Source organism: Paenibacillus sp. FSL H7-0737, assembly GCF_000758545.1.
Classification (GTDB): domain Bacteria; phylum Bacillota; class Bacilli; order Paenibacillales; family Paenibacillaceae; genus Paenibacillus_AQ.
The window spans coordinates 4,234,913-4,256,098 of sequence record NZ_CP009279.1 but is presented as its reverse complement, the minus strand read 5'-3'; the positions used below and the strand labels follow the sequence as shown (position 1 = coordinate 4,256,098).

The following is a 21,186-nucleotide window of genomic DNA, read 5'->3' as shown; positions in this document are numbered from 1 at the left end:
CCTAAAGATGATTGAGAGGAATGTATATGATTGAACTAAAGCAGGTTTCCAAAACGTTCACTCGGAAAGGAATCACGATTGATGCTCTTAAAGGGATCGATTTAAAGGTCGATAAAGGCGATATCTTTGGCGTTATCGGCTATAGTGGTGCGGGGAAAAGTACATTAATTCGTTTAGTCAATTATTTGGAAAGACCTACAGAAGGACAGGTCTTCGTTGCTGGGCGTGATTTAGGAACGTATAACGATAAAGAGTTACGGGCGGCTAAGAAGAATATCGGCATGATTTTTCAACATTTTAATCTATTAGAATCTAAAAAAGTATTTGATAATGTAGCGATTCCTCTAGTTCTCTTAAAAAAGAATAAGAATGAAATCCGCCAGCGTGTACAAGAGTTGCTAGAGTTTGTTGGATTAAGTGACAAAGCAGGGAGTTACCCTAGTGAATTGTCAGGTGGACAGAAGCAGCGGGTCGGGATTGCCAGAGCGCTTGCCTCGAATCCATCCATCCTATTATGTGATGAAGCGACTTCTGCCTTAGATCCACAGACAACACATTCTATTTTACAGCTATTGAAAAAAATCAATGCAGAGTACAACATTACTGTGATGATCATTACACATGAAATGTCTGTCATTCAAGAGATTTGCAACAAGGTGGCAGTGATGGAAGAGGGCCGAATTATTGAGCAAGGAAGCGTTCTAGATGTATTCGGTAGTCCGAAGCATAAGACGACACAGAATTTTGTGAAGACGGTTATTCAAAATAGCATTACGCCAAGCGTCCAAAAATCCATCAAAACAGAACCCGGAAGTGTTCTTTATAAACTTAATTTTGTTGGAGAAAGCGCCTCTGAGCCTATCCTGTTCGAGATGATTCGATCCTTCGATATGAAGGTCAATATTTTATTTGCGAACACGACCGAGATTCAGGAAACGACACTGGGTACAGTGATTATTCAATGCAGTGGAGATACAGCTGAGATTAACAATGCGTTATCTTTCTTAAAACGTCATGGAGTCGGTGTAGAGGAGGTAGAATCTAATGTTTTCGACCACATTAACAGGTGATCAATTTCTGCAGGCGATTATTGAAACGATTCAGATGGTTGGCGTCTCCTTGTTTGTTGGCTCATTGATAGGGATACCCTTTGGGATATTGCTTGTAATCACTCGTCCTGGTGGGGTTTTGGAGAACAAAGCGCTTTACGCCATACTAAATCCGATCATCAACATTATACGCTCTCTGCCTTTTATTATTTTACTTGTAGCGATTGTACCTTTCACACGTTTGATTGTTCATACTTCGATTGGGACAAGCGCAGCGATCGTACCTTTAATTATCTACATCGCACCTTATATTGGCCGTTTAGTAGAGAACTCCCTGCTTGAAGTGAACCCGGGAATTCTCGAAGCTGCTGAAGCGATGGGGGCAACGCCATTTCAAGTGATATGGTACTTTTTATTGCCAGAGGCAGTTGGATCATTAATCCTGTCTTTGACAACGGCGACGATCGGGTTGATCGGTGCAACTGCAATGGCTGGAACGGTAGGGGGCGGCGGTGTCGGCGACTTGGCGATTGTATATGGATATCAACGTTTTGATACGGTTGTCGTGGTAGCTACTGTTGTTATTCTCATTATTTTAGTGCAAGGCATTCAATCTTTAGGCAACACGCTAGCAAGAAAAATTCGCCGTTATTAGTCATTACATATTCCGGGAGGGAGTTTGGCAGATGAGTGAATGGAGCAAGCAAGATCGATTTAAAGCGATATTATCTGGAGAAAAGGCAGATCGCCCAATTGTAAGTGGTTGGCGACATTTTATCGACAAAGAACAAACTGCAGATGATTTAGCGCAAACTACGATTTCTTTTACGAAACAATATGATTGGGACTGGGTCAAGATCAATCCTAGAGCAACTTATTTGGCGGAAGCTTGGGGCAATCAATATGATTTTACGGATTATCAGACTGTATTTCCAAGGCAGCAAACAACAGCAATTCCATCAGCGGTTAATCTATGGGATATCGAAGTTAAAAAGGCGGTGCATACAGCTTCCTTGGCAGAACACTTAGAGAGTGTTAGAAAAATTCGTCAAGGACTACCTGATACCCCACTAATCCAAACGGTATTCTCTCCATTGACTGTATTGCTATTTATTGTAGGACGTTCTGCTTATGTTACAAAAACAGTGTTTGGCATTGAGCATCCGGTAACTTTGGAGTCGTTATTTAAGGAGCATCGTGCGGCAGCGCACCATGCGTTACATGCGATTTCATTAACCTTAGCCGATTATGTACAAGAGCTGCAGCAAGTGGGTTCTGACGGTTTGTTCTACGCTGTGACAGGCACCGCTCACCCAGGATTATTTGATGAAGTCATGTTTGACGAGTTCTCCAGACCTTATGACTCTATTGTCTTAGAAGCTGCAAGCTACGGCAAAAACATTCTTCATACTTGTGGGGCTTATGCCCAGCCTGAGAAATTTAATGATTATCGAATTGATGGGATCAGCTGGGATACTGTAGCCGAGGGGAACCCTGGTTTAGAGGCGGATCTTAAAGCTACTAAAGTAGGTGGCGTCGATCATGGGCTGTTCGCTGTAAACGATATCGCACAAATTAAGCAGCAGGCTAAAGAAGCACTGACATTAATGAAAGACCAGCCTTTTATTCTTTCTCCAAATTGCGCTATCCCGCTTAATGTGACGGATGAGGCGTTAGCACAACTAAAACAATCTATATTTGAATAGGAGATGAAGTTATGAAAAAGTTGATAGTAGTGTTGATGATAGGGGTTCTAGCGGTGTTGACGGCTTGCGGGAATAATCAATCCGATAATTCTGGAGATAAGAAGAAGCTTACCATTGGATTTGGTGTGGGAACCTATGAGGAGCAATTCCGCCAATCGATCCTTCCGATCCTAGAGAAACAAGGCTATAGCGTTGAAATTAAGTCCTTTTCGCAAAACATGCAGGTCAATCCTGCGATGAAGGAAGGCTCCATTGACGCAAGTATCTTCCAAAGCACAGCATACATGGAGGCAATTAACAAAGAAATCAAAGCAGACATGGTAGGAATTGCTTATGCGCCTGGTGCACCACAAGGTCTTTATTCCGTAAATCATACTACACTTGACGATGTTAAAGATGGTACAACCGTAGCTGTTCCGAATGATCCGGTGAACCAGGAGCGTGCACTGCGTATCCTGGAAGAATTGGGTTGGATCAAGATTAAAGATGGCGCAGGCGTAGCTGATTTTAACATCAACAGCATGGAACCGGATAAATATAACATTGATATTAAAATATTGGACCCTGCTCAAATCCTAGTTTCACTGCAAGATGTTGATTACGGCGTTGTAAACGGGAATTATATTGCTAATTCAGACAGAAAGATTACGGATGCCTTGAAAATCGAAAATACACCTATGGAACACAGAATTATCGTATCGGTTAATAAAAAGGATGAAAATACACAGTGGGCGAAAGACTTGAAAGCAGCTTATGAATCTAAAGAGTTCGAAGAATATATTCGTGGAATAGAGAAATATGATGGTTTCATTCTGCCTGAAGCATGGGACAACAATTAAGTAAGGAAGTGAACGCAAGTGACACAAGAAAAGATTCATTTTATCGGTGGAGGACAGATGGCGGAGGCGATCATTCGCGCATGTATATCCAACAACACCCTGTCGGTAGATCAAATTAGTGTATCTGACATTAATGAAGCTCGTCTTCAGTTTTTGAGTACCAAATACGGAATAGATACGAAGAGCTCACAGGAACAAAGCCTATCTACTGCAGATCTGATTGTGGTTGCGGTGCGTCCACAGGATGATTTAACTACACTTGGACAAATCGTACAACAATTCGCTTCACCTACCGCAGTCATCGTATCGATTGTGGCAGGTGTGACGAATGTCCAATTAGCTGGTTATTTTGGAGCTGAGAGGTCCATTATCCGTGTCATTCCAAATACATTGACGGATACAGGCTACGGATATAGCGGTGTAGCATTAAATGCTTACGCTAGCCGTGATCAAGTGGAGCATTTCTTACTCGGATTTGGTAAAGTGCAATATCTGGATGAGACATTCATGGATATTTTCACTGGATTTAGTGTGGCTGGCCCCAACTATATTTATTATTTCATTGAGTCTTTTGTAGATGCAGGTGTGCTTGCCGGATTGCCGCGTGAGCAAGCCTGGAATGTTGCACTGGAGAATTTGATGGGATCGGTAGCTATGCTGCAGCAGACAGGGCTGCATCCAAGACAGCTGCTTGATATTAATAATTCACCTGGCGGAGTTGGGATGCATGGCTTGTACGAATTAAATAACAGTGATTTCGCAGCAGGTCTGCAAAGAAGTGTTCTGGCAGCTGTGAAGCGTACTACTGAGCTAGGAGTGAAGTAATCATGGCAACAGTGAAATGGGATCACTTAGTACACTACGTCAATGATCTGTCTAAACCGGTTGAAATCTTTAGAGCCCATGATTTGGTTGCTTTTAAGGGAGGTTCTCATAAAGATTGGGGAACCTATAACGCATTAAGTTATTTCGGGCTAACCTATCTCGAATTTCTGAGCATTGAGAATCTTGAGCTGGCAAAGGCAACTGAACATAATCTAGTGGTGAAAGACGCTGTAAAACTTCTGCCGGAGCATGAAGTCTTAAGCAGAGTAGTCATCCGGACAGATGATATTGAAGAAGTAGCGGCTTCCCTGAAAGCAGCGGGTTTATCACTATCTCCAATCATCGATGGGAAGCGTCTAGATAACGAGGGAAGATTAATCGAGTGGCGCATGATGACTATCGGTGGTGACTTTCAAGGCCTAGTCTATCCGTTCATCATTCAATGGAGCGGGACAGATGCAGAGAGGTTAGAAAGATTATCATCGTCTGGAGTCATCCAGCCTCATCCTGCAGGTCATGTTGAAATCGTGCGCTCTGTATTCCATGTCTCCGATCCTGCAGCTACCGCTAAACACTGGGGATCGATATTCGGACTGCCTGTAGCAGAGTCAGGGGACGGTACCTTCAAACTTGCGATAGGAGATAAGTCTTTTGCTTTCGTGCAAGGGGATGAGAACCAGTTCAAGCAGGTGATTTTTGAGACTGATTCGTTAGCGCTGAAAGGGAAGACGGTTCAGATCGGTGACGGGGAGTATGTTTTTGTATAAAGGAAGTAGCATATTTACATTTTTGATTTCTTTTTAAATACAAAGCCAGACCACCAAGCAATGTACTTAATTGCTTGGTGGTCTGGCTTTTTTGCTTAAGAGGATGTCTTGCGCGTTTCTAAGGGTCAAGAGGGTAAATACACTATGAGCATTTGTGGGAAAGATCCGGTGTTTTTCAGATTTTAATTGTTCATAAAAGTGGTTGTATAACATTTTTTGAATATTTATAATAATGGTTAATTGTGGAAATGGAGAATATTAGTTATGAAATGGTTTCCGCAAACAGTGTTGAAAATAGGAAAGTGTTAGTGACGTGGGTCAGCGAGGTCAAAAAGTTCTAGGGGGTCATTTGTGTGAAAAGAGCAGTACTAGTATTCTTTATTTCTTTATTTATTCTTTCTGGATGCAGTTTGATTAGTGAAGAACCAGATTATTCGAAAGAGAAAGCTGAGGTTACTTCCTATCTGGAGCAGACATATGGTCTCCAAATTGGAGAAGTTGATGTGTGGTACGAAAAGTATGAAAATAATGCTCACGGTACTAAAACAGGAGATCTTATTGCCGAGGCCTTTGACAAGAGAGACCCTAGCTTAGCTATTCAAATCCAGAAGCGCCTGGAAACAGGCAAGTTTGAAGATAACTTTAATAATGATGCTTTCGAACTGAGACAAGAAGTTTTCAATATTCTAGAGAAGTACAACCCAGATAATCATCTTAATAAATATCAAGGTATCTATCCTGAAAATATCTCAGGACCAGTACTTATTAGGGACAGTTCTACCGACTTGCACTTAGGTGTGATGTATGATCGCATCGACATCGACAAGCAACTAGAGAAAAACTGGTTAGCAGAGGGGGAAATTATCTCAGCGCTTATTAGGTACTTTGAAACTCACCCGGATAGTGCTCATAAAGAAATAGAGTTTTCGGTGGATTACATGTTTTATGAAAAGGGTGATTTTGATATGGATAGCTATATAGTTGATCATAAGAATAGAGGGTATTTTGGTACTTACGAGGGGTTGATTGGAGTTATGCTTGACAATTACGATCCATATATAGATGCTTTGGATGAAGATGAGAAGCCCAAAGTTATTTTCAAGTATCAGATTTATAGCGGAGACTATTCAAGAATCACGAATGTCGAAGACTACAAGAAAGCTGCTCATGCCTTCTGGGACAAGTGGTATCCAAATGGATGGGAGCGTTAATATCTGTTGCATCAGACGCATACACTTATCGCAAAAATGGTACGTTCGAGTATAACTATGTGTATCGCTTTTGGGAATCCTCCTTCATTTGAAATCCTCAAATAGCCTTACACCAATCATTTGAACGAATTGCTTAGCCGCAACGGATAGCTTTCTTTCTGTCTTAGTGGATCGTGAAGAGGCATATGTACAAAGGTACAGTCGATTTCACCATCTATTAAATGCTTAGTGATCTCAGGTGTCTTCCCATGTGAGAGACGAATGAGGTTGGAGAGATTAACATCGTCCAGATCCATCCACCCTCAACCTTCTGGGCATGTTGAAATCGTACACGCTATATTCCATGTCTCCGATTCTGCAACCACCGCTAAACATTGGGGTTCGATATCGATATACGGAGTGCCTGTAATAGAGTTAGAGGACGCTAGCTTCAGCCTTAAGATAGATGATAAGTCGGGCATCGCTACTTCGAGCAAGTCTTTTTTATGTCCAATGACTAACCTTAATCTATAATGTTTAATATCGATGGGAATGTGATTTTTGTTTGTCAGCACGTGCCGTGTTTTTCCTTCGGTTAATTAGGTGATAGTCCATACTTTTAGAATAGTGGCGCATATTATATTTTAGGAAGTAAAAGGGAGGGATAATCAATGAGCGGTGGAGTTGGAGGCAGATTTACTTCTACTGGAGAAATTTTGGTTCTTTATATCTTATTGGTAATTATATTATCTGCTTGTTTCTTTGTATAATAGCAGGCTATCAGAAAGAACAATAGCCACTGTTCCAAGGCTATTGTTCTTTTTTTGCAAATGTTGATGGACATGCCAATCCTTTATTTCGTTCCAATAACGAGAATAAATCCGATGTATTCATGATAACGGTCCATTATACTGTTGTACTTACTGATCACTTCCCAAATCGTATGGTCAAGAAAGGAATCAGTATCCATTTGTTGATAATGGTCTGGATGCTCTGTAAGATCCTCACTTGATTTAGGAAACAAGAAGGGACCATCTATCTGTGAATGATAAAATCCCATAGTGTTTACTAATGCTGACCATTTATTAAAGTCCCATAGATTCTCAACATGATAAAATGTACTAATCACTTGATTGATTTCTGTAGACATAGGTTTATATTGAATCATTTCTCTATCAAAAAGCTTGCCTCCAGTCCGCAAAACCCTATAATATTCCGAAAATGCCTTTTCTGTATCAGTGAAAATGGATACAGACTCAACAAGAATCACATCAAATGACTCGTTAGGAAAAGGAAGCGAACTTGCGTCACCTACTAAGAATTGAATTAAAGAATTCTCTTTTTCAGCCCGTATTTTTGCTTTTGAGATCATATCTGGGTGAATATCTATACCTATTACATCATGACCTTGTGCAGCTAAATAACAAGATGTTCTGCCAGTGCCACAACCAACTTCAAGGATTCGGGAAGCAGGTGGTAGCGGATATTGTTCAAACTGCTTTAAAGTTGCAGTAAACCCTCCAGGATGAGCATTTCCAACACCTAATTTAGCAAGCATATTCAAATATTCCATGAGTGTAAATTCCTTTCACTGCGGGTCTTATTTTATAATATGAAAAAAAAATAACTTTGTACCGCAGTGCTAAATATTAATGACTTAAGAACATACATAAAAAGAAAATGTTGGTTTATTTTTAAGTTAAAATCCAGGTCGTCAAGCAATGTGCGTAATTGCTTGACGATCTGGATTTTTTTGCTAAAAAGGATATGAATGTCCGTTCTTTTAGTAGTCTCCGATTACGAGTTGGGGTTTTATTTAATTTATTCAAGAACACTTGAAAATAATGTAAATGTAGAGTATTGTAAGTGATAAGTAGTAAGTAGTAAGTAAATCAAAACGCTCACCATACGGAATAAATATCATCCAGTAAATACGAATTTATGGATAGGGGTGGATGGTTATGATGGATTTAAAATTAGCACCAAGTTTTTCAGTGATCGCGCTTAATGCACAGAGAAGTCTTCATATGACTACTGTCAAGAAAGTGTCTTTACGCTGTATGGCAGCAGCGGTTATATTGGAGCTTTACTTAGAGGGATGTTTTACGCAATCAGAGAACAAGTTAACTTTGCCCAAGGAAGGATTGGATCAAGCTCATTCAACACTTTATAGAGAAACGGTTCTACAGCCCTTGCTTCATAAACATGCTGAAGTGAAGGGTGATCTTAATTGGTGGGTAAAAAAGGCCTCCATGCTGTCTAACAAACAATTAAAAAAGTTCGAGACCGCGATTTCAGATTATCTTAAAGCAATGGATTTGCTTGAAGATATCCCAAGTCTGTTAGGGAGCGATATGTATTTTGAAACTGCCGAAGTTGAAGTTAGAGCGTATCGCAGTAATATGGAGGCGTACTCAAGCATTACAGAGAACATTCGCGCAGAGATTTTGGAAGAGGGTTCAGTAACGGATGAGGTCATTTGTATGCTGTGGCTGCTTCGTGAATGTGGATGCATGCATGATTTCTTCTCGCTAAATGAAATAGAAAAGGTAAATATCAAACTACATGTTCTATACCAAAGTAATGTATGGGCAAAGGCATTGCTTCCAATACAAATTCGCCATGGAATTGAGCTGGGAATCAAACGCTTTTTAGAATTGAAGACAAAGTTTGCGAAGACTTTTATCGGTAGTAGCATCAATCTTTTATTCCCTGCCCTAGAGCCATCGCGAGCTGTCTTTATAGAAACAGAGTCTTGGTTTGATAATTCTAATCAAAGACTAGACGCAGTTATTACAAGATTATTGTCCTATGGACATGAAGTTAAGGTGATGGAGAGAGGATCGATTGCGACCCTTAAAATTGATAATTTGTTATACGATGCGATCCCGCATTTTGTAATGATGAAAGTGCCAATCCAAGGTGTGCGTCTTGTTCCGAAGCGCCCGCTGTAAAGGAGTTGGTAATCAATGTCTAGACAACGTTCCATGGAGAATATTTTGGCTTCAGAGTATGTATCTATAGGTGAATTGGTAAGAATCACAAACTCTCGTTATAGTACACTCAAACATTACACAGAAGAAGGCATGCTTCCCTTTGAACAGGCCGAGGAGAATTTAACACGCAGATATAAAAGAGAGGAAACCGTCGCACGCATTCTTTGGATCAAAGAGATGAAAACAAACGGTTTATCTATCCCGCAAATTAAAGAAGCTCTAGGAATGAATTAAACATCGGGATTCCCGGTGTTTTTGCTTTTTTTAGTCAAAGAATTATAAACCCTCAGATAGCCGTGCCCCAATCATCTGAACAAATTGCTCAGCCGCAACAGACAGCTTTCGATCCCGTCGTACTGCAAAACCTATACTGCGAGGTAAAAGCGGATCTTCTAACTTCAACTCATGAAGCTTTCCACTGTGAAGATCCTCTTGCACGAAAGAACGGCTGATAAAAGCTGCCCCATACCCTAATCTGGCGAACTCTGCTAGCAATTCTATACTCCCTAATTCAATATCTGGAATTACCGATAATCCCTTAGTCGCAAACCATTGTTCAACAAATACTCTAGTGCTGCTCCCTTGAGAAAATAGGATTAAAGGCAGCTCTGACACTTCTCTCATGGTTAGTGAACGACTAGCTAATTCTTGATAGGCTTCACCTACTACAAAACAATCCTCTAACACAGCCAGCTTCTGTATATTTAGCAGTGGATCGTGAAGCGGCATATGGACAAAGGCGCAGTCGATCTCACCATCTTTTAAACGCTTAGTGATGTCTGGTGTCTTCCCATGAGAGAGACGAATTCGTATACCTGGGTATGTGCTATGAAAGGTATTCAACTGCGGCAACAAAAGGTGCTTGATCAGATAATCACTGGCTCCGATTCGTATTTCTCCCTCATTTAACTGCTTCAAGCTCTCCAGATGCTTCTGTGCAGAATCCAGCATGGAAAAGGATTGCTCCACATATTCAAATAGCGCTCGTCCTTCTTCTGTAAGCTCTACACCTTTGGACAGCCTGTGAAATAGCTTCAGTCCTAAGGCTTCTTCCATTTGTTTAATGGCATAACTCACAGAAGGCTGTGTAATATGTAGTTCCCCTGCAGCTTTTGTTAAATTTCGATGACGTGCCGTTTGCCAGAAAATACGATACCACTCCAAGTTGAACATGTGGTATAGATCACCTCTATATCATTATAGTAAAAATCCAATTTCATTTATTTCATTTCATTCATTATAATCAGGCTAGAGGAATAATTCAAAGGGGTGGATGAAGTGGAATCCAATCAACCGGACTTAGAAGCACGTTCTCCATGGTCAACGAATAGCGATAAACACATAGTGAAGATTAGCCCAGCGAAAGCGGTAATCAATGGAACGATAACCATATCAGGAAGCAAAAGTCTGACGAATCGGGCCTTGGTAATCGCTGCTTTAGCTGATGGACGTTCAGAAATAAAGGGAATATTAAGAAGTGATGACTCTTACTGGTGTATTGAATCATTAAAGAAACTGGGGATTCCCGTTGTGATAGAAGAAGAGACAGCTGTTGTTGATGGATGTGGCGGCAACTGGCCGAATCCGACTGGTGAGCTATATGTAGGAGCGGCTGGTACGGTTGCGAGATTCTTACCCGCTGCACTCGCGGCAGGGACTGGCACTTGGACAATGAATGGAAGTAAACGACTTTGTGAGCGACCACTCGCCCCATTACTCGACGCATTAACGACCCTGAGTGCACAATTTGAGTATAAACAAGCCGAGCGTTGTTTACCTTTTACATTAGAGGCAAAAGGTCTGCAAGGAGGAAAGGCAACGCTGCCCGGCTCCACTTCAAGTCAATTTATAAGTGGATTATTGCTAGCCGCACCGTATGCCAAAAAACCGGTAACCGTGTATATTGATGGAGAAGTTGTGCAAAGAGATTATGTCGAGATGACCCTTACCATGATGGCCTCCTTTGGTGTAACACCAGAAGCGTCTAAGGACGGTCAATCAATAACGGTTCCTACAGGAAAGTATCAGGGACAAGCGATCACTTTAGAGCCTGATGTATCCACATGCTGTTACTTCTGGGCGGTAGCTGCGCTTACGGCAGGACGTGTACGAATTGAAGGGATTAATGCTAGCGAGACAAGTCAACCTGATATCGAGTTTTTAGACGTTCTGGAGGTAATGGGCTGTACCGTTGTTCGTGGGGAGAACTTTGTTGAAGTACAAGGTGTCCCACGGCTTAAGGGTGGATTCACAGTGAGTATGAAGAAGTGGTCGGATCAAACACTAACAATGGCTGCTATGGCTATTTTTGCAGATGGTCCAATCACTCTAAAGGATGCTGCACATATCAGACATCATGAATGTGATCGGATATCCGCGATATGCGAGGAAATAAGTAAGCTCGGAATACATGTGGAAGAGTTTGAGGATGGTCTAACGGTATATCCGGGTCAGCCACTCCCAGCTTTACTAAATTCTCATGACGATCATCGGATGGCTATGGCGCTTTCATTAATCGGCTTGAAGATTGAGAATATTCAGATTATCGACCCTGGTTGTGTCTCCAAGACCTGTCCAGATTATTTTGACCGTTTGTCAGCGTTAGGCGTACAGGTCCAATACTAAATAAGGAGTGCATATATAATGGCAGGAAATACATTCGGTGAAGTGTTCAAAATTACAACCTTCGGTGAGTCACATGGTGTGTCGGTAGGGGTCATAGTGGATGGTGTAACACCAGGCGTCGAGATTAACGAAGCGTATATACAGAAACAGATGGATCGGAGAAAACCGGGCCAATCTTCAGTGACTACTCCTCGTAAAGAATATGATGTTGTCCACATACAATCTGGAGTATTTGAGGGAAAAACAACAGGTACACCGCTCTTTGTAGTTCTTCAAAACCACGATATGAGACCAGAAGCGTACAGCGAGATCCAGGACGCTTTTCGTCCGGGCCATGCCGATTTTACTTATTTAGAGAAATACGGCATTCGGGATCATCGCGGTAGCGGACGTGCTTCAGGTAGAGAAACTGCGGCAAGAGTGGCCGGAGGTGCGATAGCTCGTAAGTTGTTAGAGAGAAGAGGCGTACAGGTAGTAGCGTACACACAAGAAATCGGAGGCATAAGATGTGAATCCTTCGATGAGGGTGTGATTGAACAAAACGCTGTCCGTGCCTGTGATCCAATTGCAGCTGACAAAATGATTAAAAAAATTGAGGGGTTAGCCGAGATTGGGGATAGCTGTGGTGGCATTGTAGAATGCCGTATTCGTGGCGTGGTTCCGGGTCTTGGAGAGCCGGTCTTTGATAAATTGGATGCAGAGCTGGCGAAAGCTATGCTGTCCATTGGCGCTGTTAAAGGGATAGAATTTGGAGCTGGCTTCGAAGCAGCAACGATGCTGGGGAGTGAGCATAATGATGCGAGGAATAGCGATGGTTTTCTAACTAATCATTCCGGAGGAATCATCGGGGGGATTAGCACAGGACAAGAAATAGTATTTCGGATCAGTGTAAAGCCTACTTCGTCCATCTCTGTGCCACAGCAAACGACTAACATCAAAGGGGAAGAACAAGAGATACGCACCGAAGGCAGACATGATCCATGTATTTGTCCGAGAATCGTACCTGTCGTAGAGGCTATGGCTTGTTTAGTGTTAGAGGATCAGTACAAACGACAAGCCGCTATGCTTGGATAATACAAAAGCGGCATAGCCCATTAGCACATATTGCGCTAATGGGCTTTTTATTGTTCACGCATCGATTTCACCCCATATAGAAACCTCATTTAGTATATTATGGAATTAGAAAAACAGAAAAGAACTCATTCAATATACAAAATACAAAATAAAGGAGGGGCGTTAATAAACAACGACAGAGAGCCAGTAAAATTTCAAAAATAAACTAAGAACGGGTTAAAAAAGGTGGTTTTATGAGAATATTCACGTTAGGTATTGTAGTATTGATGTTATTTGCATCTGTTGAACCGTCAGAGAAATTAGCAGCAAAAAGCTTAAGTGAATTGGCTAATCGTAAATTTTCTATAAAAGAAGATCAGATCCGTGAAGATGATTATGATTCCATTGTGACCTTTGGTAAAGCCTTCATTAATCTATATACCGGAGCTGTTGCAAAACAAGAAACTGTAGTATTTGAGAACTATATCTCGAATGCAAATCTTCTTAATTTCACAAATAAAATGTTGGAATTGACACAGAAGCAGGAATTGAGTGGTGCCAGTAGTGTGAATTTCGGCCTTGATAATGAGTTTAGGGAAGAAGTGTTTAAAAAACTTGATAAGAATCTTTACTATTTAAGCTTACCTTTTTCAAGCGAAGGGTCTGGAATGACTTGCAAACTATTAGTTCAATCTTCAAACAAGTCATTGGAAATTGTTGATTTGTACTTTGGATACAAAGATGGTGTAGATACTTTCACAACGGGTCATCCTGCAGAAAGGAAGATTAACAATCCACAAATATGGGATGATCAAGAATGGGTTGACGGTGTTTTTGAAAAGCTTGAACGATATGAAACCGAACTCTCCGTCAAGTAGACAGTAGAAGAATAGAGGTCCGAGCAGCTACTTGCTTTCAATATTCAGCGGTAACAATAAAAGCAGCGGTATGTTAAGGCTTTAGTTTCCAGCCCTAGCACCGCTGCTTCATTATTTAGGTATTCTAATCTAATTCTGCTATTATTTCAGGGCTTTACCCAGGATTCGTTCAGATCCATTTCCCGAATACAATCAGCCGAGTCATTCCTGTTGTTACTAATCATTGGTGTGACCGGGTACACCTGCATTTCATCTGCTGAATAAGGCCGCAGAATCGGATTCAGTGCTTCCAGATCATTTGTCTCCTCATCAAGCCATCGAGTGATATCCTGTGGGGACAAAATCGCCGGCATCCGGCTCTCAAATTCGCTAATCAGTGGATTGGCATCTGTCATGACCAGAGAGCAGGTGCGAAGAGGCTCCCCGCGCGTATCCCGCCAAATTTCGTATAGACCAGCCACTCCGAACATACTGCGATTATTCATGACTACCCGAACTGGATAAGTCTTTTTGCCTTCTTTTTTCCAATAGTAAAATCCATTACAAGGGATAATACAGCGCTGCTTGTCCACCATCTTGCGATAGGTTGGATTCTGATGCACATTTCGGAGATCCGCATTGATCGCATCTTTACCCCAATAAGGAACGAAGCCCCAGCGGAACTCATCCAGAATTCGCTCACCATCCTGCTGTAATACAACAGGCATATCCTGTGTGGGACTAATATTATAGCGGTCTTTATAGTAGTACATCACCCGTTTGATTTCAAAATGATCCCTAATGTCTTGTAGTTCGGCCGCCAGAGAAAAACGTTGACACATGAAACATCAGCCTCCTTTTGTTTCGTAGTGTTTGTAAAAGGAGGTAAATTATTCATGATTTCCATGGTCCTATTTTAGCAATCACTCCGTTTCTTTATAGCTTAACCTAGCTTCTCGGAAGCCTCCCTCCATATTGCGCCCTTAGCTGCTGCAATTTGTCCAGCTTACTCAGACTACTCTCCCTGTTTACTAAGCCTACCCCAAGAATCAGATTCTCGATAATATACGTGGGACCGACCATGGAGTGAAACTCCCAAACCTCACCTCTTCCGGCATACAGTACAATGTCTGCATCTTGGGATCGAGGATACACGAGTCTATCGGTGATCAGGATGACCTGGTAATTAGCTTCACGTGCATGGTCCAGAATCACTTCGATTTCAGGTAACAGTTGAACGAATCCAAAGACAAGCAATACATCTTTTTGATCAGCGTGCATTAAGGTCTCTAGCAGTTCGTGACCGCTGGGGGCCATTTTTTTCATCTGTATTCCAAAACGTGCCATACGATAGATCATCAGCTCTGCCAGTCCAGCACACGGACCAGGGCTATATACATACACAATTCGTGCTGTCGACAGAGCATCCACTGCGCGCTGCAGCGCCTCGTCGCTTAAATAGCGGCGTGTTTCTTGCAGATGATGTAAGCAATTGTCCAGCAGCACTTGAGGGAGTGAACTATCATCCGATCTTTGCATGGCATCACGCATTTTTATGGAAGGAGTAGACTCGAAGCGGAAACGGAGTCGGCTCTTGAAATCCTTGGCATGCTTGTATCCAGCCGCTTTCCAGAACCGTGAGACGGAGGCGATACTTAATTGAAGCTCATCTGCCATTTCCTGTTCGGTCATGTAGACCACACGTTGCTCATTTTTTTGAATGAAGTCAGCAATAATTCGTTGATTTGGTGAGAAAGCGCGACGATTCCAATCCTTATACAATCTCTCATTCCTCCTAATATGAAGCAATAAATAGAATATAACGTGCGAAGATGTTGTAAATATTTTTACAACGTTAAAAATACTGAAAAAAATATTACTCCCATTTAACAATTGGTAAAAGTTGTGCTGACATGACCTTCTTATAATAAAGATAAATTCCTGTAGGGAGGCCAAATATTCATGAGTACGATAAAAACACGCTACACGCTGACCCAGTCACAAAAAATGATGATTTTTGTACTGTCGATGTCGCTTTATGGCTTGTCCAATATGTTTACGGAGCTTGTGCCTGGGATCAAACTAGGCCCCATTGAATTATCGATTGAATATTTCGCTTTCATTCCTTTGACCTTATGTATGCTGTTCCATCCATTGTATGCGGCTATTGGGGCAGCTGTAGGTGAAGTGATCTTCGGGGAACTAATGTTAGGTCAATTTGGTGGGCTGGGCGAATTGGAGAAATTCATCACTTTCTCATTGGCGATGTATACTGCTGGCCGTATGGTATCTGATCCGAAGAATCGTAGACAGGTTGGAGTGGCGGCGATTACTGGCGTAGCAATTCACCAGTTCTTCAGCTCCGTTGTGGATATAGTGAAAGTATGGGTGGGTGTAGAAGAACTTGAAGCTGTTAAAGGTCTGGCAGAGAGTATCGTTGTGATCGAGGGAGTTGGCTTTTTGAACGATGTACTCTTCTCCGGTATCTTGTTCGCCTTAATTCCAACTATGTATCTGGTTCCACGTTTATATGGAAAAATCGAACCTTTGCTTGGTATGAAGCCGCGTGAACGGAACATGAAATATGCAACAGGGGCTTGGTTATCTCCTAAGCTCGTTATTTTTGGAACGATTATGGTCATGGTTGCGCTTGGATCGGAATTGCTCTCGGAATCCGGATGGAACTTTGGTGACTTTGAGTTTGCATGGGCAGAGTCCAATGAAGAGAGCTTAATCTGGCTGAGTATGCTGGTAGCGGCAATTGTTGCAGCAACAGCGATTATATCCCTGATTCGGCGTTCTGCACGTAAAAGACAGGAAGCGGGTCAAGTAGATGCGTAATTCAATACTCGAACTGAACGGAGTTACCTTTACTTATCCAGGAGCCGAACAACCTGTACTGCAAGAAGTATCCTTGCGGCTAGAAGAAGGAGATTTCATTGCTATTATCGGCAGTAATGGTTCGGGAAAATCCACGCTGTGTAAATGCTTTAATGGCCTGATTCCTCATTATTACACAGGGGACTTCACTGGAGAGGTGACGATCTGTGGACAACCGGCGGATGGGAAAAGTGTAGCTGAGCTTTCCAAGCATATAGGGTATGTTTATCAGGATTTTGAGAATCAATTGGTGCGTCCGACGGTTCTTGATGATGTGTCGTTTACGCCACTCAATTATGGATTTGCCGATTACAAGGAACGGGGAGAGCGAGCACTGGCACTAACCGGACTTAGTGATTTAAGAAATGAATTCATCTGGCAATTGAGTGGCGGGCAAAAACATTTGCTCGCTTTAGCCGGAGCACTAGCGATGGATCCAGAAATTCTGGTCATTGATGAACCGGTAGCTCAGCTGGATCCGCAGCATGCCCGCCATATCTATGATATTTTGCGCCGTTTGAATGAGGAGCATGGGAAGACCATTGTAGTGATCGAACATCATGCGGAATTTATTGCAGACTATTGTAAGCATGTTGTCCTGATGGATAAGGGGAGAATGCGCTGGCAGAAGCCGGTGCGTGAAGCCCTCTCATCTGTAAAAGAACTGCTGGAGCTGGGCATTTATCCCCCCGATGTGACTCGGGCAGCTTGGCTGTTGCAATCTGATGCGCGGCTAACCCAATTCCTTCCCTTGAGTGCTGAAGAAGGGAACGCCCACATGATATTACGGCAGCATGCGATCCAGAGAAATGATCCATCTGACTATATGAAGGAGCAGTCCCTTACTGTAATTCGGGAAGAGAAGAGTGTCGTTCAGATGGAGAATGTACACCTCTCATACCGTACGATTCATAAGACGAAGCATCCAGTCTTGAATGGTGTTCAGTTAGATCTGCGGCAGGGTGAGTCTATCGCTCTTATTGGCAACAACGGAGCGGGTAAATCTTCATTGATGAAGCTGATCGCTGGGATTGTTAGGCCTACAGCAGGAACCATTAATGTCAAGGGGATAACCGTGAACGGGCTACCACCTGAGCGTCTCTCCGGTACCGTAGCATATGTATTTCAGAATCCAGAGGAAATGTTTATTGAGGATTCTGTACGCAAAGAAATTTCTTATTATTTGAAGGCGCGGAAGATAGCGGATACGGAAGAGAGAGTAGAAGAAATGCTGAGGGCATTCCGACTCAGTGAATTAGCAGAACGTGACGCTCGTCTCCTGAGTGGAGGTCAGCAGCGCCGGGTGTCGCTGGCCATAGGTGCCGCTGTTCGGCCTGCCGTCATGCTGCTTGATGAACCTACGGCAAATCTGGATATTTCGACCAAACAAGAAATGGTTCATGTGCTGGATACACTTCGCAGTCATGTTGAGACAGTGGTGATCGCGACACATGATATGCAGCTTGTGTCTGAATGGGCGACTAGGATTATCGTTATGCATCAAGGCAGGATTATTGCTGACGGAACGAAAGATGAAATCTTCGCTGACGGACTTCTATTACGGAGGGCAGGTCTGGCTCAGACACAATTGATGGAGCTGAGTCGTATGCTCGGTTTGCCCGAAATTTGCAGCAGCTTAGAGGAATTCGTAAGTCTAGTGGAAGTGAAAAAGGAGGTAACTGCAATCCATGGAAGCCGTTAAACGGGCACTTGACCGTATATCTGTAGAACAAATTAAACTGGAACTCTTAGGGACTGCTTATAACAGCAGCAGTACTTTTCTGGGGAGGCTCGACCCGCGAACGCTGCTACTTTGGTATTTGTTCTTTGCCATTGTGCCTTGGTTTGTACATAACCGTACAGTTCTCTTAGGGATGTTCGTGCTTATGGTCTTAACGACTGTCCTCTCCCGAGTCAGCCCATACATTATTTTTATATTGTGTCTGGGATTAATCAGCCAAATTGGGTGGATGTTCATCCTGTCTCTCTTTTTCGGCGGAGGAATTGAATCGTTGCTGCCTATGTTGACGCTGACACTTAAGCTTTCAGTGATATCACTAGCGAGTATTACGGTGTTCTCCAGTCTCGATCCGGAAAGACTTAGCGACGGCCTGCTATCCTTAGGGATTCCTGATACATTTGCTTTCAGCTTATCTTATGGTTATCGTATTTTGCCTACGTTATTGGAGGAATTCCATCAGATTTTGTTATCCTTCAGACTGAGAGGGCAACGACCGCTGCAACATGGTTTGTTGTATTGGAGAACAGCAACGTATTATTTGCGCATTGTGATCCTGGCTTTTTATCCACTCATGCTAAACACCGCTAAACGTTCCCGGACTACGATCGAGGCGCTTGAGACTAGGGGATTTAGCTACGGTCTGAATAATAAGAAAGTGAAGAAGATCAAGTTATCTTATTTGAAAATGAAGCGGTCCGACTGGTACTTTTTATCCGGATCCACCGTTTATGTTATTTTGCTTTTCTGGATCGGCTACCTCTACCCTAAACTGGTGTATTAACATCACTCATAAGCTCAAAGGAGACGAATTAGACATGAATATTGATCTGCATACCCACGGTAAATTATCTAAGAAATCGACCTTTTCCCCTGAATATTTTGCTGAAATGATGTTTGAGGCGAAAGCGAATGGATTACAGGCAGTAGCTTTGACCGAGCACTTTAACACTTCTAATTTCTTTGCGATGTATGAGACGCTGGACCAGACTTATCCTTATAACGGACATTATTATGATGTAAACGGACTTAAACTGTTTCCAGGTATGGAGGTGGATATCGCGGAGACAGGTCATATCCTGCTGATCGGTCTTAAGGAGAATGTTCTAGCAGTTCGCGCTTTACTGGATGAACATACGCAGGAGGGGGATTTTATTCCTTTCAAGGATCTGCTGGACATGGCTGACGAACATAACCTTTGGAAAATCGGAGCTCATCCTTTCCGTACTTCTACGCCTTTACATCAACTGGACCCGGAGCTGCTTCGGAGATTAGATGCTTTTGATTTCAATGCAAAGGATATTTACATGCAGGGGGCAGAGACTTATAAGAACCTGATCACACCATTTGCTGAAAAGCTTGGTGTACCTGTGATTGCCGGTAGTGATAGTCATCAATGTCTGCAATATGGGAGTGTTCTGAATCGGTTGAATATTACCTGCTCGACGGTTGAGGAATTGAAAGAAACCATTAAGCAAGGAAACTACGAAATTGAGCTTTCGCCTTGTCTTCACACCAAAGTGAAAGCTTCGGTCATGATGAAGAAACTTTTGAAGCAGCTCATTGGTGAAGCACCTTCCAGAGATGATGCAGAGGTTGGCAACGTGGTCTAGCCGATTCCAAACATTCCTGTTATACTTTTTTCGTGAATGTAATCGGAGGTGGTACTGTGCTAATGCTGGTTTGCCCATTAGCTAGAAGTTCCTCACGCAAAGCCTAAATTAGGGCGATACTTTGCGTGAGGTGCGATAGGATGGATGATCGCCCAAACTAAATATTATCGTTTCTAATAATGGGCTTTGCACCTTATGAAATTTCAAAATATAAGGGGCTGAAGAGCAATGAATACACCATTTATTAGAAACCATCAATATAATTTTATTAAAAAACAAACAGACTTCCTTCTAAAAACACTGCGAACTGTAGCGGATCGAAGAGTCTTGGAGACGGTAAGATATCGTTCATCGTTGAATGTATTAGAAGCTTTTTCAACACTAAGTGATAGTCAGCAACAGTTGCTGCAACAAATATCTGCCTTTGAGACTGCATACGATTTTCAGAAGTATCTTAGTGGATTAGAGCCTTATTTAGAACCTTTTCCACAGATTACACCGAAACAGATTCAGAAGTTATTCCCTAAGAATAAGAAGCTGAAGGTACCTGATTTATCAGCAATCGACTTTCGATATATGACATATTTGAGCTGGATAGATATTGCTACCAATAAACTATTTATTGTATATCCGTTCGAAGGGCAGTTTATCGGTATTGAGGGTAGAATGACACCAATGAACAAGAAGGGGTATTGCCTGTTCTGTAATCGGCAGCAGCAGCTCGCCTTCTTTACGGTCAAGACCAGGCTTGCAAAATCTTCGCCGGATGATTACTCCTCCATTGGCCAATATATTTGCATAGAGAGCCAAGAATGTAATCATAGGATTACGGATACAGCAGCGTTAGAGAGATTCATTCTCTCCACTCGTGCATAATGTTAGGATTAGCAAAGGCTGCTTTTGTAGGTAGCTTCAGACTATAGAGCAATAGGGTTTTGAAACGAATGATTTCCGTTTCGAAACCCTATTTGCTGTTCGTTCAATTCTGAATTAATTATTTTGAATATTGTTGAAATAGGAACAAAAAAATAATGTGATATACTATTGT

23 protein-coding genes are annotated in these 21,186 nt (G+C 42.2%); 18 read left to right on the top strand and 5 right to left on the bottom strand.

The genetic code is table 11. The features are described from left to right. Positions 1-26: 26 nt before the first annotated feature. From H70737_RS18685 to H70737_RS18655, 7 genes are all read left to right on the top strand, one after another. A complete protein-coding gene (locus tag H70737_RS18685) occupies positions 27-1,070 on the top strand; it encodes a methionine ABC transporter ATP-binding protein (RefSeq protein ID WP_042189539.1) in 1,044 nt (347 codons plus the stop codon). Continuing rightward, positions 1,045-1,704 carry a methionine ABC transporter permease gene (locus H70737_RS18680; RefSeq protein ID WP_042189536.1) on the top strand — a complete coding sequence of 220 codons (660 nt, stop codon included), beginning with the start codon at positions 1,045-1,047 and terminating at the stop codon, positions 1,702-1,704. The genes H70737_RS18685 and H70737_RS18680 overlap by 26 nt, the downstream gene beginning before the upstream one ends. A gap of 31 nt (positions 1,705-1,735) precedes the next feature. Further along, positions 1,736-2,755 carry a uroporphyrinogen decarboxylase family protein gene (locus H70737_RS18675; RefSeq protein ID WP_042189534.1) on the top strand — a complete coding sequence of 340 codons (1,020 nt, stop codon included), beginning with the start codon at positions 1,736-1,738 and terminating at the stop codon, positions 2,753-2,755. Between the two features lie 11 nt (positions 2,756-2,766). Then, positions 2,767-3,594 carry a MetQ/NlpA family ABC transporter substrate-binding protein gene (locus H70737_RS18670; RefSeq protein ID WP_042189532.1) on the top strand — a complete coding sequence of 276 codons (828 nt, stop codon included), beginning with the start codon at positions 2,767-2,769 and terminating at the stop codon, positions 3,592-3,594. An 18-nt stretch (positions 3,595-3,612) separates the two neighbouring features. Then, complete coding sequence (gene proC, locus H70737_RS18665) at positions 3,613-4,419, top strand: pyrroline-5-carboxylate reductase (protein ID WP_081951160.1); 807 nt, start codon at positions 3,613-3,615, stop codon at positions 4,417-4,419. A 2-nt stretch (positions 4,420-4,421) separates the two neighbouring features. Then, complete coding sequence (locus tag H70737_RS18660; protein ID WP_042189530.1) at positions 4,422-5,186, top strand: VOC family protein; 765 nt, start codon at positions 4,422-4,424, stop codon at positions 5,184-5,186. A gap of 353 nt (positions 5,187-5,539) precedes the next feature. Continuing rightward, on the top strand, positions 5,540-6,397 hold the full coding sequence (locus H70737_RS18655; RefSeq protein WP_042189527.1) for a hypothetical protein: 858 nt from the start codon (positions 5,540-5,542) through the stop codon (positions 6,395-6,397). 116 nt (positions 6,398-6,513) lie between these two features. Here the strand turns inward: H70737_RS18655 and H70737_RS31080 are convergent, their stop codons facing one another. Then, a complete protein-coding gene (locus tag H70737_RS31080; protein WP_042189524.1) occupies positions 6,514-6,693 on the bottom strand; it encodes a hypothetical protein in 180 nt (59 codons plus the stop codon). Between the two features lie 354 nt (positions 6,694-7,047). Here H70737_RS31080 and H70737_RS31305 point away from each other — a divergent pair, with 354 nt between their 5' ends. Then, complete coding sequence (locus H70737_RS31305; RefSeq protein WP_231573297.1) at positions 7,048-7,146, top strand: YjcZ family sporulation protein; 99 nt, start codon at positions 7,048-7,050, stop codon at positions 7,144-7,146. Between the two features lie 83 nt (positions 7,147-7,229). Here H70737_RS31305 and H70737_RS18645 read toward each other — a convergent pair whose 3' ends face one another. Beyond that, entirely contained in the window at positions 7,230-7,949 is a 720-nt protein-coding gene (locus H70737_RS18645; RefSeq protein ID WP_042189522.1) for a class I SAM-dependent methyltransferase, read from the bottom strand. 388 nt (positions 7,950-8,337) lie between these two features. Between H70737_RS18645 and H70737_RS18640 the strand changes: the two genes are divergently transcribed. Further along, the gene (locus H70737_RS18640) at positions 8,338-9,330 is read left to right on the top strand and encodes a hypothetical protein (protein ID WP_042189520.1); all 993 of its coding nucleotides are present in this window, start codon (positions 8,338-8,340) and stop codon (positions 9,328-9,330) included. A gap of 15 nt (positions 9,331-9,345) precedes the next feature. Continuing rightward, positions 9,346-9,606, top strand: a complete 261-nt coding sequence (locus tag H70737_RS18635) for a helix-turn-helix domain-containing protein (RefSeq protein ID WP_042189518.1) — start codon at positions 9,346-9,348, stop codon at positions 9,604-9,606. 42 nt (positions 9,607-9,648) lie between these two features. Here H70737_RS18635 and H70737_RS18630 read toward each other — a convergent pair whose 3' ends face one another. Then, complete coding sequence (locus H70737_RS18630; RefSeq protein ID WP_042189516.1) at positions 9,649-10,545, bottom strand: LysR family transcriptional regulator; 897 nt, start codon at positions 10,543-10,545, stop codon at positions 9,649-9,651. Positions 10,546-10,650: 105 nt separating this feature from the next. On the opposite strand from H70737_RS18630, the gene aroA reads away from it, so the two are divergent. From aroA to H70737_RS18615, 3 genes are all read left to right on the top strand, one after another. Further along, positions 10,651-11,997, top strand: a complete 1,347-nt coding sequence (aroA, locus tag H70737_RS18625) for a 3-phosphoshikimate 1-carboxyvinyltransferase (protein WP_042189514.1) — start codon at positions 10,651-10,653, stop codon at positions 11,995-11,997. Between the two features lie 18 nt (positions 11,998-12,015). Further along, the gene (gene aroC / locus H70737_RS18620) at positions 12,016-13,071 is read left to right on the top strand and encodes a chorismate synthase (RefSeq protein ID WP_042189513.1); all 1,056 of its coding nucleotides are present in this window, start codon (positions 12,016-12,018) and stop codon (positions 13,069-13,071) included. 233 nt (positions 13,072-13,304) lie between these two features. Beyond that, entirely contained in the window at positions 13,305-13,928 is a 624-nt protein-coding gene (locus H70737_RS18615) for a hypothetical protein (protein ID WP_052404341.1), read from the top strand. A 146-nt stretch (positions 13,929-14,074) separates the two neighbouring features. Here H70737_RS18615 and H70737_RS18610 read toward each other — a convergent pair whose 3' ends face one another. Both H70737_RS18610 and H70737_RS18605 read right to left on the bottom strand, forming a co-directional pair. Next, complete coding sequence (locus tag H70737_RS18610) at positions 14,075-14,749, bottom strand: SOS response-associated peptidase (RefSeq protein WP_042189511.1); 675 nt, start codon at positions 14,747-14,749, stop codon at positions 14,075-14,077. Positions 14,750-14,855: 106 nt separating this feature from the next. After that, on the bottom strand, positions 14,856-15,689 hold the full coding sequence (locus tag H70737_RS18605) for a MurR/RpiR family transcriptional regulator (protein ID WP_042189509.1): 834 nt from the start codon (positions 15,687-15,689) through the stop codon (positions 14,856-14,858). Positions 15,690-15,869: 180 nt separating this feature from the next. Between H70737_RS18605 and H70737_RS18600 the strand changes: the two genes are divergently transcribed. From H70737_RS18600 to H70737_RS18580, 5 genes are all read left to right on the top strand, one after another. Beyond that, the gene (locus H70737_RS18600; protein WP_042189507.1) at positions 15,870-16,748 is read left to right on the top strand and encodes a DUF8171 family membrane protein; all 879 of its coding nucleotides are present in this window, start codon (positions 15,870-15,872) and stop codon (positions 16,746-16,748) included. Further along, positions 16,741-18,489: an ABC transporter ATP-binding protein gene (locus H70737_RS18595; RefSeq protein ID WP_052404340.1), complete on the top strand. Its 1,749-nt coding sequence runs from the start codon at positions 16,741-16,743 to the stop codon at positions 18,487-18,489. The genes H70737_RS18600 and H70737_RS18595 overlap by 8 nt, the downstream gene beginning before the upstream one ends. After that, positions 18,476-19,309: an energy-coupling factor transporter transmembrane component T family protein gene (locus tag H70737_RS18590; protein WP_042189505.1), complete on the top strand. Its 834-nt coding sequence runs from the start codon at positions 18,476-18,478 to the stop codon at positions 19,307-19,309. Before H70737_RS18595 ends, H70737_RS18590 begins: the two co-directional genes overlap by 14 nt. Before the next feature lie 34 nt (positions 19,310-19,343). Next, complete coding sequence (locus H70737_RS18585) at positions 19,344-20,138, top strand: PHP domain-containing protein (RefSeq protein ID WP_042189503.1); 795 nt, start codon at positions 19,344-19,346, stop codon at positions 20,136-20,138. 228 nt (positions 20,139-20,366) lie between these two features. Next, complete coding sequence (locus tag H70737_RS18580) at positions 20,367-21,014, top strand: FusB/FusC family EF-G-binding protein (RefSeq protein WP_042189501.1); 648 nt, start codon at positions 20,367-20,369, stop codon at positions 21,012-21,014. The last annotated feature ends 172 nt before the right edge of the window (positions 21,015-21,186 follow it).

Coding starts and splice junctions, on each gene's coding strand:
- H70737_RS18685 (WP_042189539.1), top strand. CDS start 27: ATGATTGAACTAAAGCAGGTTTCCAAAACGTTCACTCGGAAAGGAATC.
- H70737_RS18680 (WP_042189536.1), top strand. CDS start 1,045: ATGTTTTCGACCACATTAACAGGTGATCAATTTCTGCAGGCGATTATT.
- H70737_RS18675 (WP_042189534.1), top strand. CDS start 1,736: ATGAGTGAATGGAGCAAGCAAGATCGATTTAAAGCGATATTATCTGGA.
- H70737_RS18670 (WP_042189532.1), top strand. CDS start 2,767: ATGAAAAAGTTGATAGTAGTGTTGATGATAGGGGTTCTAGCGGTGTTG.
- H70737_RS18660 (WP_042189530.1), top strand. CDS start 4,422: ATGGCAACAGTGAAATGGGATCACTTAGTACACTACGTCAATGATCTG.
- H70737_RS31080 (WP_042189524.1), bottom strand. CDS start 6,693: ATGGATCTGGACGATGTTAATCTCTCCAACCTCATTCGTCTCTCACAT.
- H70737_RS31305 (WP_231573297.1), top strand. CDS start 7,048: ATGAGCGGTGGAGTTGGAGGCAGATTTACTTCTACTGGAGAAATTTTG.
- H70737_RS18645 (WP_042189522.1), bottom strand. CDS start 7,949: ATGGAATATTTGAATATGCTTGCTAAATTAGGTGTTGGAAATGCTCAT.
- H70737_RS18640 (WP_042189520.1), top strand. CDS start 8,338: ATGATGGATTTAAAATTAGCACCAAGTTTTTCAGTGATCGCGCTTAAT.
- H70737_RS18635 (WP_042189518.1), top strand. CDS start 9,346: ATGTCTAGACAACGTTCCATGGAGAATATTTTGGCTTCAGAGTATGTA.
- H70737_RS18630 (WP_042189516.1), bottom strand. CDS start 10,545: ATGTTCAACTTGGAGTGGTATCGTATTTTCTGGCAAACGGCACGTCAT.
- aroC (WP_042189513.1), top strand. CDS start 12,016: ATGGCAGGAAATACATTCGGTGAAGTGTTCAAAATTACAACCTTCGGT.
- H70737_RS18615 (WP_052404341.1), top strand. CDS start 13,305: ATGAGAATATTCACGTTAGGTATTGTAGTATTGATGTTATTTGCATCT.
- H70737_RS18610 (WP_042189511.1), bottom strand. CDS start 14,749: ATGTGTCAACGTTTTTCTCTGGCGGCCGAACTACAAGACATTAGGGAT.
- H70737_RS18600 (WP_042189507.1), top strand. CDS start 15,870: ATGAGTACGATAAAAACACGCTACACGCTGACCCAGTCACAAAAAATG.
- H70737_RS18595 (WP_052404340.1), top strand. CDS start 16,741: ATGCGTAATTCAATACTCGAACTGAACGGAGTTACCTTTACTTATCCA.
- H70737_RS18590 (WP_042189505.1), top strand. CDS start 18,476: ATGGAAGCCGTTAAACGGGCACTTGACCGTATATCTGTAGAACAAATT.
- H70737_RS18585 (WP_042189503.1), top strand. CDS start 19,344: ATGAATATTGATCTGCATACCCACGGTAAATTATCTAAGAAATCGACC.
- H70737_RS18580 (WP_042189501.1), top strand. CDS start 20,367: ATGAATACACCATTTATTAGAAACCATCAATATAATTTTATTAAAAAA.